Genomic DNA, 11,476 nt, shown 5'->3' on the forward strand with positions numbered 1-11,476 from the left:
CACTTCATTCGCTATGACCAGCTTATGGCGGGACTTACACCCGCAGGAGTGCGCCCATGCTGGGCGCACAAACAAAAAGCCCCGCAAGACCAAAATCTTGCGGGGCTTTTTCCCGACACCAACGCTAAAGCGTTATCCGCTTACCGCGACATCATATTCATGCTGACGTTATGCATCACCCACAACGTCCCGCCAACCACGATAACCGCGGTCAGCACGGTGAACGCAAACGCCGTCACATTCCAGCGCTGCGACGACGACGTGTTCATATGCAGGAAGAACACCAGATGCACGAGGATCTGCACGAACGCGAGGCCCGCGATTGCGAACAGAGCGCTCTGGCCCGTCAACGTGCCGGTCATCACGATCGCGAAAGCCGCGACGGTCAGAATGACGGACAGCACGAAGCCCGCCGTATAGCTGCCGAAGCTGCCGTGACCGCCTTCCGAGTGTGCGCCGTGGGCGCTATGGCTATGGTCCATTTAGATCACGCTCGCAAGATAGACAAAGGTGAAAACGCCGATCCACACGACGTCCAGGAAGTGCCAGAAAAGGCTCAGGCACGTCAGACGGATCATGTCGCGTTCGGTCAGGTCGCGATGACGCATCACTTGCAGCGCCAGCACCACCATCCAGATCAGACCGAACGTCACGTGTAGACCGTGCGTACCGACCAGCGTGAAGAACGACGACAGGAACGCGCTGCGGCTCGGACCCGCGCCTTCGGCGATCAGGTGCGAGAACTCGCGCATTTCCAGCACGAGGAACGCGAGGCCCAGCAGGAACGTCACGCCGAGCCAGCCGAGCAGCACGCCCTTGCGGTTCTTGTGCGCACCGAGCATCGCGAAGCCGTAGGTGATACTCGAGAGCAACAGCATCGTCGTTTCGAGCGCGACGCCCGGAATCTCGAACAGGTCCTTGCCGCTCGGACCGCCCGCGAACTGGTGGCTCATCACCGCGAACACCGCGAACAGCGCCGCGAAGATGATGCAGTCGGTCATCAGGTACAGCCAGAAACCGAACACCGAGTGCGACGGCACATGGTCCGGCGCGAGTTGCGGTTCAACCGCAATAGTCTTCTGTAACATCAGTCCACCTCCAGCGCGACCTTCGCGTCGGCGCGCGCGCCGACACCGGCCACGGCACCGGCACCGGCACCACCGTTGCGTTTCTCTTCAATCAGCGCGACCGTATCGGCCGGAATGTAATAGCCGTCGTTATCCATGAAGCTGTAGATGATCACGGTGGCGATCGCGCCAACCGCGCCAACGATCGCAAGCCACCAGATGTGCCACACGCCTGCAAAACCAAGCACCAGCGAGAACAGCCCCACCAGCAGACCCGCGGACGTATTCGACGGCATGTGAATGTCGCGATACACCGGCACTTTGACTCCGCCCTTGCGCGACTTCATTTCGGTGAACGCGTCGAGCGAGCGAACGTCCGGAATGTGCGCGAAGTTATAGGCCGGCGGCGGCGAACTCGTCGCCCATTCCAGCGTATGACCGTCCCACGGATCGCCCGTGAGGTCGCGGTTTTCCTTCAGATTGCGGTCGCGGATGCTGACGACCAGCTGCAGCAGCTGGCAAGCGATACCGATTGCGATCAGCACCGCGCCGAACGCGGCGGCGATCAGCCACGGATGCCAGGTCGGGTTGTCATAGTGGTTCAGACGACGCGTCATGCCCATGAAGCCGAGCACGTACAGCGGCGTGAACGCAACCCAGAAGCCGATCTGCCAGAACCAGAACGCGGCTTTGCCGAGCTTCTCGTTCAGCTTGAAGCCGAACGCCTTCGGGAACCAGTAGTTGAAGCCGGCCAGATAGCCGAACAGCACGCCACCGATAATCACGTTATGGAAGTGAGCGATCAGGAACAGGCTGTTGTGCAGCATGAAGTCCGCGCCCGGAATCGCCAGCATCACACCGGTCATACCGCCGATCGTGAAAGTGATGATGAAGCCGATCGTCCACAGAACCGGCGTCGTGAATTTCAGACGGCCCTTGTAGATCGTAAACAGCCAGTTGAACACTTTGACGCCGGTCGGAATCGAAATCACCATCGTCGCGATGCCGAAGAACGCGTTCACATCAGCGCCCGAACCCATCGTGAAGAAGTGGTGCAGCCACACGAGGAACGACAGCACCATGATCGCGCAGGTCGCCCATACCATCGTCTTGTAGCCGAACAGCGGCTTCTTCGCAAACGTCGCGACGACTTCCGAGAAGATACCGAACGCCGGCAGGATCAGGATGTACACCTCGGGGTGACCCCAGGCCCAGATCAGGTTCAGGTACAGCATCGCGTTGCCGCCGGCTTCGTTCGTGAAGAAGTGCATGCCGAGGTAACGGTCCAGACCAAGCAGCGCGAGCGTGACGGTCAGGATCGGGAACGACGCCATAATCAGCACGTTCGCGCACAACGAGGTCCAGGTGAAGACCGGCACCTTCATCCACGACATGCCCGGAGCGCGCATCTTCACGATCGTCACGAAGAAGTTCACGCCGGTCAGCAACGTGCCGATACCAGAGATCTGCAGGCTCCACAGGTAATAGTCGACACCGACACCTGGGCTGAACTGCAATTCCGACAACGGCGGATAAGCGAGCCAGCCCGTCTGTGCGAATTCACCGATCACCAGCGAGATGTTGATCAGGATCGCGCTGACGGCCGTCATCCAGAAGCTCAGCGAGTTGATGAACGGGAACGCGACGTCGCGTGCGCCGATCTGCAGCGGCACGACGATGTTCATCAAACCGATCATGAACGCCATCGCCATGAAGAAGATCATGATGACGCCGTGCGCGGTGAAGATCTGGTCGTAGTGATGCGGGGGCAGATAGCCTGGGCTCAGGTACGACAGGGCCAGTTGCATACGCATCATGATTGCGTCGGCGAAGCCGCGCAGCAGCATGATGAGCGCAATGACGATGTACATGACGCCGATCTTCTTATGATCGACGGACGTCAGCCATTCGCTCCACAGGTAGCGCCATTTGCCGAAATACGTGATTCCGCCGAGCACGGCCAGTGCAGCGAGCACCATGCCAGCGCCCGCAGTCACGATGATTGGCTCGTGATACGGAATCGCATCGAGGGTTAGTTTTCCGAACATGCGTTACCCCTTAGGCGCACAGTTGGCGTCTTTCATGTTGTCGATGACGTTGCCGTTGTTGTAGCGGGCGATGATGTTGTTGAAGAGCTTCGGATCGACGGTCGAGAAGTACCGCACCGGGTCCTTTTCGCTAGGCTCCGACACCGCGTGATAACGGTCCATGTCGAGGCGGTCCGACGAAGCGCGCACCTTCGCAACCCAGGCGTTGAAGTCTTCAGGGGACTCGGCAAGCGTGCGGAACTTCATGTCCGAGAAGCCCTTGCCGCTGAAGTTCGCCGCAAGTCCTGCGTAGTCGCCGCTGTGATCGGCGATCAGGTGCAGGCGCGTCTGCATGCCTGCCATCGCGTAGATCTGGCCGCCCAGCTGCGGGATGAAGAACGAGTTCATTACCGTGTCCGACGTGATCCGGAAGTTCACCGGCGTGCCAACCGGAATCGCGAGCTGGTTCACCGACGCGATGCCGAGGTCCGGATAGATGAACAGCCACTTCCAGTCGAGTGCGACGACTTCGACGTTGATCGGCTTGACCTGCGACTCGAGCGGACGATACGGATCGAGCTCATGTGTGCTCTTCCACGTCAACACGGCAAGGAACAGAATGATCAGCGTCGGAATCGTCCAGACGGCGACTTCGATTGCCGTGGAATGCGTCCAACCCGGCTTGTATTCGGCGTTCCTGTTCGACGCGCGATAACGCCACGCGAAATACAGCGTCAGCGCAATGACCGGCACCACGACAATCAGCATGGCCCACACCGAAGTCGCGATCAGATCACGCTCCGCCAGTCCCACACTCCCCTTCGGATTCAGAATATCGAGGTTGCTGCAACCCGAAAGCAGCAACATGAGGCTGGCGGAAATGAAACTTGCCGGCCTTCCAAGCGTCCGTCCTTTCATATCCACTGCCTCGTTTTTTTGACTTCAACGAACGTCATTCGACGGCTCTCCATTAATAAGCGCTCGCATAATAGGGGGGCATCGAAGGCTAATAAACACTCGATTTAGCAACGATCTATTGCGCCTCGACGCAGTGCGACACGTTGCCGCATTTCCCCGCACACCCTATTCACCAGCGTCGTTTGCGACGCTTCAAAACGAAGCATCGAAAAGTTGACGCATCGCAAAAGCCCCCTGAAATAAGCGCTAAAAATCGCTGGACGCGCAGCGATTTCGCGGCACTACGGCCGCGCATGCATTTACAAAGGGATTGGTAGCGACGCGCAAAAGCGCAAGAGCGTCGCCGCATCCTGACGCGCGGATGCGACAACGGCTCTTGCGCTCTGTTCTTTTAACCCGGAGTGTGCGCGGCGACGGGTGCCGGTCCGGGCGCCGCTGCCTGCAGATGCTCGCCGCCTTCCGTCGGAATGTTGTCCGAAGGAAGCGCCGAGCGTTCAGATTGCGCGAGCAGCGTGCCGACCGACGGATCGATCGCATCGGTGAACGGCTTCGGATCGAGACCGATCGCAAGCACCAGCAGCGCCAACGCACCGAGCAGCACGAACTCGCGCTTGCCGAGGTCTTTCAGCTTCGCGACGCGTGCATTGGCGATCGCGCCGAAGATCACGCGCTTGTACATCCACAGCGTGTAGGCCGCGCTCAGGATCAGCGTGGTCGCGGCGATCGCGCCGATCCAGAAGTTGAAGCGGATCGCGCCCATCAGCACCATGAACTCGCCGACGAAACCCGACGTGCCCGGCAGACCGATGTTGGCCATCGAGAACAGCATCACGAAAGCGGCAAAGCGCGGCATCGTGTTGGCGACACCGCCGTATTCGGCAATCGATGCGCTTTTCGTGCGGTCGTAGAGCATGCCGGTGCACAAGAGCATCGCGCCGGACACCACCCCGTACGAGATCATCTGCACGATTGCGCCGGACTGGCCGAAGCGGTTGAAGACGAACAGACCGAGCGTGACGAGGCCCATATGCGCGACCGTCGAATACGCGAGCAGGCGGCGCATGTCGGTTTGCACGAGTGCGAGCAGGCTCGAATAGATCACCGCGACGAGCGACAGCGTGATCATCATCGGCGCGAAGAAGTGGCTTGCTTGCGGCGCGATCGGCAGCGCGAAACGCAGCAGGCCGTAGCCGCCGATCTTCAGCATGCCGATCATCACCGCGGCGCCGGTCGGGCCGTCGAGGTGCACGTCGGGCAGCCACGTGTGCAGCGGCCACATCGGTACCTTCACGCCGAATGCGGCGAGGAAGCCGAGGAAGATCAGCGCCTGCGGCACCATGTCGAGATGTGCTTCGCGCCACACGGCGAGGTCGAAGCTGTGCGTCTGGCTATACAGATAGAGCAGCGACATCAGCATCATCAACGAGCCGAGGAACGACACGAAGAAGAACTTCACCGCGGCATACGTGCGGTTCTTTTGACCGTACGTGCCGATCAGCAGATACAGCGGGATCAGCGTCGCCTCGAACGCAATGAAGAACATCATGCCGTCGAGCGACGTGAACACGCCCTGCATGAAGCCCGACAGCATCAGGAACGCGCCGAAGTACTGCGCGGTACGCTGCGTGATCGACTCCCACGACGCGATCACGATGATGATCGTCGTCAGCGCGGTCAGCGCGACGAGCCACAGCGAAATCCCGTCGATTCCCACATGCCATGCGATATCGAACGTCGGCGACCAGCGGACGTTCTCGACGAACTGCATCGAGGTCACGTCGTTACGGAAGTTCGCCACGAGCGGGATCACCGGCAGGAAACCCGCCACCGCGCCGATCAGCGCGAGCCAGCGCGTGCGATTACGCGCCGCGTCGGACCCGGCGCGCAGAACCACGAACCCGGCAACGATGGGGATCCAGATGAGAAGACTTAGGAGAGGCAATGGCATGTGCTCTGTCAAAACTTGAAGTACAAAACGCCGCGTCAACGCCCCCAAAAACAGCAGGCATCGAAATGGAAATGTAAGTTGGAGTTCGCTGAAATTGAAGCGTGGAGGGGTTTCCCGCTACACGTTTACCCGCAGCCGACTGACCAAGGGTGGGAGATTACCAAGATAAGAATAATTTTGCATCGCAACAGCGGCGAAATCCGCGCCACAATACATTGTTGTGGCGTGGGCGCTTGCAAAACGCATCGAAATGTGCGTTTGCACATTGTTACAAAGGCCTCGCGGGGCCTTGATAATTTGGCGGCAAAAGCTGGCAATTACGCGGAGGTTGGCCGCTTTTAAGCATGCACTGCTTATGGGGCCGATTCGACTGGAACGGATCGTGCTCTCCACTGCTCCATGACCGCTACGAATGGCCAGCCGTTAGGCAAAAATTCGCCCAAACGACGATAAAAAATTTTTTTGGGCCGGCGCTCTAAATCGTCCCGTGAGCGCGGCCGCAACTGTTGCCGAGCGCCTCGATCCAGGAGCGCTGAAACTGCCCCGCTCCAGGCACCAAATCTTCCATTTACCTTGCGAACAAACCGCACGGCGCCATGCTTCCTGCTGCGGAAATTCGCGCGACGAGGCACACTCAATTCGCCCAGCGGGCTCCCCTCGCCCGGCGCCTTTTCCGGACCTTCTCGCATGATGCTTCGTGACGACGTCGTCGTACCCGCACTCGAATGCCGCGGCCTGAGCAAGCGGTACGGCACCGGCCGCATCGTGCTCGAGCGGCTCGACTTCACACTCGCGGCGGGCGAGTTCGTCGCGATCATGGGCGACTCGGGCGTCGGCAAGTCGACGCTGCTCAACCTGATCGCCGGACTCGACCACGCCGATAGCGGCAGCGTGCTGATCGACGGACGCCCGGTCGAGCAACTCGACGACAACGCCGCCACGCGTCTGCGCCGCCAGAAGCTCGGCTTCGTATTCCAGGCGTTTCACGTGCTGCCGCATCTGACGCTCGCGCAGAACGTCGCGCTGCCGCTGCTGCTCAATGATCTGCCGACGGCCGCCGCCCTCGACATGCTCGCGGCAGTCGGGCTCGGCGGACGCGGCGACGACTTTCCGCGCGATCTCTCCGGCGGCGAGTTGCAGCGTGTCGCGATTGCGCGCGCACTCGTGCATCGTCCGACGCTGCTGCTCGCCGACGAACCGACCGGCAACCTCGACCCCGCCACCGCGCACGACGTGCTCGGCCTGTTCCGCGCGCAAAGCAAAGCGACCGGCGCGGCAACGATCATGGTCACGCATTCGGAGGCCGCGGCCGCAGTGGCCGACCGCGTGTTGATCCTGAGCGACGGGGGCCTGCATGCCGCGCGCGATCAAGCCGCGAACGCGTCGCATGCCGCAGCCCGCTCGACCGACGATGGCCGCTGACCTTCATCCATCGCCGCGCGCGCCCGGATATCGTGCCCTCGCGCGCTGGCTGTTGGCCGCGGAATGGCGCAGTCATCGCGGACGCGCACTCGTCGCGATCGCGACGATCGCGCTAGGCGTCGCGCTCGGCTACGCGGTGCAATTGATCAACAGCGCGGCCTTCAACGAATTTTCGGCTGCCGCGCGCAGTCTGTCCGGCGACGCGGATCTGCAGGTGCGCGGCGCGCAGCCTTTCATCGACGAGTCCCTCTATCCGCAACTGGCCAACGAGCCGGGCGTGGCGCTGGCGAGTCCCGTGCTCGCGCTCGACGTCGCGGTGCCTGGACACAGCGGTGCGCTGCCCGTTCTCGGCATCGACGTCTTCAAGGCGAGCCGGATCACGCCCGATCTGATTGGCGTGCCGTCGTCTGACCGTCCGTTCGACACGCTCGCCTCGGATGCGATATTTCTGTCGACGGCCGCGCAGCAATGGCTGAACGTCAAGACCGGCGACGAAGTGACGCTACGCAGCGGCACGTCGGATCTGCATCTGCGCGTCGCGGGCGGGCTCGTGCGCACGCGGCCGGGACAACGACTCGCGGTGATGGACATCGCCGCCGCGCAATGGCGGTTCGGCAAGGTGGGCAAGCTGTCGCGCGTCGACGTGCAGCTCGAACGCGGCGTCGATCGGCAACGTTTCAAACGCGCTCTGCAACAGCAGCTCGGAAGCGCGTGGGTGGTCACCGAGACGCGCGACACCGAAAGCCGCACCGATCGCCTGTCGCGTGCTTACCGGATCAATATGAACGTGCTCGCGCTGGTCGCGCTGTTCACGGGCGCGTTCCTCGTGTTTTCGACGCAGGCGCTCGGTGTCGTGCGACGCCGCTCGCAATTCGCGATGCTGCGCGTGCTCGGACTCACGCGAGCTCAGCTGCTGCGCCAGATCCTGCTCGAAGGCGCGCTGCTCGGGCTGCTCGGCTCGTTGTGCGGACTCGCGTTCGGCTACGCGATGGCCAGCGGTGCGCTGCGCTTTTTCGGCAGCGATCTCGGTGGTGGCTATTTTCCGGGTGTGCAACCGCGCGTCGGGTTCGAGCCGCTCGCGAGCGCGGTGTTTCTCGCGCTCGGGGTCGCGGTGTCGGTGTTGGGCAGCGTCGCGCCCGCCATCGACGCGGCGCGCGCGCGGCCGGCGGCGGCACTCAAGGCCGGTGCAGAGGAAAGCGCGTTGGCGCGGCTCGCGACGCCATGGCCGGCGTTGGGCTGCTTGCTGGTCGCCGTCGTGCTGACGCGTGTGCCGCCGTGGTTCGATGCACCGATCGCCGGTTATCTGGCGGTCGCGTTGCTGCTCGTCGGCGGCATTGCGCTGATGCCGCGCGTGACCGCACTGATATTCGGCGCAGCGAGCCGCGCGCGCGGCACGCGGCGCCGTGCGGGTGCGACGCCCACGCTCGCGATTGCGCGTCTCGCGAATGCGCCGGGGCAGGCGTCGATCGCGATGGGTGGCGTGTTGTCGAGCTTCGCGCTGATCGTCGCGATGGCGATCATGGTCGCCAGCTTCCGCGTATCCGTCGACGACTGGGTCACGCATCTTTTGTCCGCCGATCTCTACGTGCGCGTGGCGTCGGGTGGCAATAGCGGCGACACTGGCGGTTTGCGGCCGGACGAACAGACGCGCGTCTCGACGGTGCCCGGCATCCGTAATGCTGCGTTCGCGCGCATCACGCATCTGACGCTCGATCCCGCACGCCCGGACGTCGCGCTGCTCGCGCGCGAAATCGATGCAACCGATCCGGGCGCGACTCTGCAGATGACCGGCGCGGTGCTGTCGCCATCCGCACTTCGCGCCGGTGACATACCTGTTTGGGTATCCGAAGCAATGATCGACCTGTATGGCTATAAGTTGGGGCAACGTGTGCGGTTACCGCTTGGCAAGCATGGCCAGACGTTCGTCGTAGCCGGCGTCTGGCGCGACTATGCGCGGCAGAGCGGCGCGATCCAGATTCGGCTTGCCGATTATCGGCGGCTGACCGGCGACTCCACCGCAACCGATGTCGCCGTGACCGTCGAACCGGGCGCGAGCGTCGAGCGAGTCGTTGCAGGTTTGAAGGCATTGCCGTTCGGCGCTTCGCTCGAGTCTTCGCAACCGGGAGAGATCCGTGCGCGCACGCTGGTCATCTTCGACCGCAGTTTCGCCGTCACGTATCTGCTCGAGGCGGTAGCGATCGTGATCGGCTTGTTCGGCGTCGCCGCGACGTTTTCCGCGCAGACGCTCGCGCGCGCCCGCGAATTCGGGATGTTGCGCCATGTCGGCGTGACGCGCGCGCAGATTCTCGCGATCCTCGCGACGGAGGGCGGTCTGCTCACCGGATGCGGCATTGCGCTCGGTTTCGCGCTTGGCTTCGCCATCAGCCTGATTCTCGTGTTCGTCGTCAATCCGCAGTCCTTTCACTGGAGCATGTCGCTGCATGTACCGTGGTTCGTGCTCGGCACCGTCGCGTTGGTGATGCTGTTGCTGTCGTGCACGACTGCCGTGGTCGCGGGACGCGGCGCAGTGTCGGTCGATGCAGTGCGCGCGGTGAAGGAGGACTGGTGATGCGAGTTGCGCGGCGTGCGTGGGGAATTGAGTTGGTTTGGGAAAGCGCGAGCGTTCGGGAGGTTTGCTCTACGCTATGCGGATGCGCGACATGGATCGTGGATGTATCGAGCGTATCGCCGCGAGCGAATGTGGCCAATTCGAAAATGTCCACGCTAGTAACGTTATTTCAGCCGCCGGCTCGGATTCCGATTCCAACTCCGATTGCGATTTCGCGCGGAGACTCCAAGTCTCCACTGCGACGCCCTCACCTTCTTTTTCGTGGCCTACTTTGCGTTGGCCTCGCCGCTGTATCGCCCTCGTATGCGGCGACTAGCGACCTCTCCGCGTCCACGCCGGCAGCCTTCGCGGCCGTCACGCCAGATCATACGATCTCGTTTCCGCAAGACAGCGGTGCCCATCCGGCTTTTCGCACCGAATGGTGGTACGCGACGGGTTGGCTCACGACGCCCGACAACCGACCGCTCGGATTCCAGATCACCTTCTTCCGTTCGGCGACCGGTCACGATGGCGCCGATCCCAGCGCCTTCGCTCCCTCGCAACTGATCATCGCGCACGCTGCGCTGAGCGATCCGTCTGTCGGACACCTCGCTCATGATCAACGGATCGCTCGGCAAGGTCTCGGGCTCGCCTACGCGAAGCCCGCCAACACCGACGTCAAACTCGACGCATGGAAAATGATTCGCGCCGCGGACGGCCACTACGACGTCAGCGCCGACGCAAGCGGATTCTCGCTACATCTCCAACTCACGCCAACGCAGCCTCCGCTGATTCAGGGCGAGCGCGGTTACTCGCGTAAAGGACCGCGGCCCGAACAGGCAAGCTATTACTACAGCGAGCCGCACCTCCACGTGACGGGCACAGTGGTGCGGCCAGCCACGAGTGCAAACCATACGACGCGCCGTGCACCCGTAACAGGTACAGCGTGGCTGGATCACGAGTGGTCGAGCACATTGCTCGACGCCAATGCGGTCGGATGGGATTGGATCGGCGCCAATTTGACCGACGGCTCGGCGCTAATGGCATTCAAGGTGCGTAGCCGCGATGGACATGCAATATGGGCCCACGCGACGCTTCGCAAACCCGATGGGCAGGTGACGAACTTCGGCCCCAGCGAAGTCGCCTTCACGCCGCGTCGCATGTGGCGCTCGCCGCGCACGAATACTCTGTATCCGGTCTCGATGACGGTTAAAACGGGAACGCTGAGTTGGCAACTCGATCCGCTGATGGAGGATCAGGAACTCGATTCACGACAGTCGGCTGGTGCGGTGTATTGGGAAGGTGCGGTACGGGTGAATCAACAGAATGCGGATGTGGGGCGAGCCTATCTGGAACTGACGGGTTACGCGGATGCGCTGCGGATCGGAAAGCAGTGAAACGTGCAATATCGGCCGCGTAAACGCAGAAACCCCACCGCTGGGGGTGGGGTTTCTGACTGGGTAAGGAGCCTGACGATTACCTACTTTCACACGGGCAATCCGCACTATCATCGGCGTGGAGTCGTTTCACGGTCCTGTTCGGGATG

Annotated in this window: 8 protein-coding genes; 3 read left to right on the forward strand and 5 right to left on the reverse strand. The window is 62.1% G+C overall.

The features are described 5' to 3' along the window. Positions 1 to 140: 140 nt before the first annotated feature. The 5 genes from cyoD to EVC45_RS42075 form a co-directional block, all read right to left on the reverse strand. Positions 141 to 482, reverse strand: coding sequence for a cytochrome o ubiquinol oxidase subunit IV (cyoD, locus tag EVC45_RS42055; RefSeq protein WP_129963997.1), 342 nt, complete (start codon positions 480 to 482; stop codon positions 141 to 143). Further along, a complete protein-coding gene (gene cyoC / locus EVC45_RS42060) occupies positions 483 to 1,088 on the reverse strand; it encodes a cytochrome o ubiquinol oxidase subunit III (RefSeq protein WP_018425052.1) in 606 nt (201 codons plus the stop codon). Then, the gene (gene cyoB / locus EVC45_RS42065; protein WP_129963998.1) at positions 1,088 to 3,115 is read right to left on the reverse strand and encodes a cytochrome o ubiquinol oxidase subunit I; all 2,028 of its coding nucleotides are present in this window, start codon (positions 3,113 to 3,115) and stop codon (positions 1,088 to 1,090) included. Before cyoB ends, cyoC begins: the two co-directional genes overlap by 1 nt. 3 nt (positions 3,116 to 3,118) lie before the next feature. Further along, a complete protein-coding gene (gene cyoA, locus EVC45_RS42070) occupies positions 3,119 to 4,012 on the reverse strand; it encodes a ubiquinol oxidase subunit II (RefSeq protein ID WP_129963999.1) in 894 nt (297 codons plus the stop codon). Between the two features lie 391 nt (positions 4,013 to 4,403). After that, complete coding sequence (locus EVC45_RS42075) at positions 4,404 to 5,960, reverse strand: NADH-quinone oxidoreductase subunit M (protein WP_129964000.1); 1,557 nt, start codon at positions 5,958 to 5,960, stop codon at positions 4,404 to 4,406. 687 nt (positions 5,961 to 6,647) lie between these two features. On the opposite strand from EVC45_RS42075, the gene EVC45_RS42080 reads away from it, so the two are divergent. From EVC45_RS42080 to EVC45_RS42090, 3 genes are all read left to right on the forward strand, one after another. Then, entirely contained in the window at positions 6,648 to 7,382 is a 735-nt protein-coding gene (locus EVC45_RS42080; protein ID WP_129964001.1) for an ABC transporter ATP-binding protein, read from the forward strand. Next, positions 7,372 to 9,951, forward strand: a complete 2,580-nt coding sequence (locus EVC45_RS42085) for an FtsX-like permease family protein (protein WP_129964002.1) — start codon at positions 7,372 to 7,374, stop codon at positions 9,949 to 9,951. The genes EVC45_RS42080 and EVC45_RS42085 overlap by 11 nt, the downstream gene beginning before the upstream one ends. 146 nt (positions 9,952 to 10,097) lie before the next feature. After that, positions 10,098 to 11,327: a lipocalin-like domain-containing protein gene (locus EVC45_RS42090; protein ID WP_129964003.1), complete on the forward strand. Its 1,230-nt coding sequence runs from the start codon at positions 10,098 to 10,100 to the stop codon at positions 11,325 to 11,327. The last annotated feature ends 149 nt before the right edge of the window (positions 11,328 to 11,476 follow it).

The organism is Paraburkholderia sp. UYCP14C (assembly GCF_004197395.1).
Classification (GTDB): domain Bacteria; phylum Pseudomonadota; class Gammaproteobacteria; order Burkholderiales; family Burkholderiaceae; genus Paraburkholderia.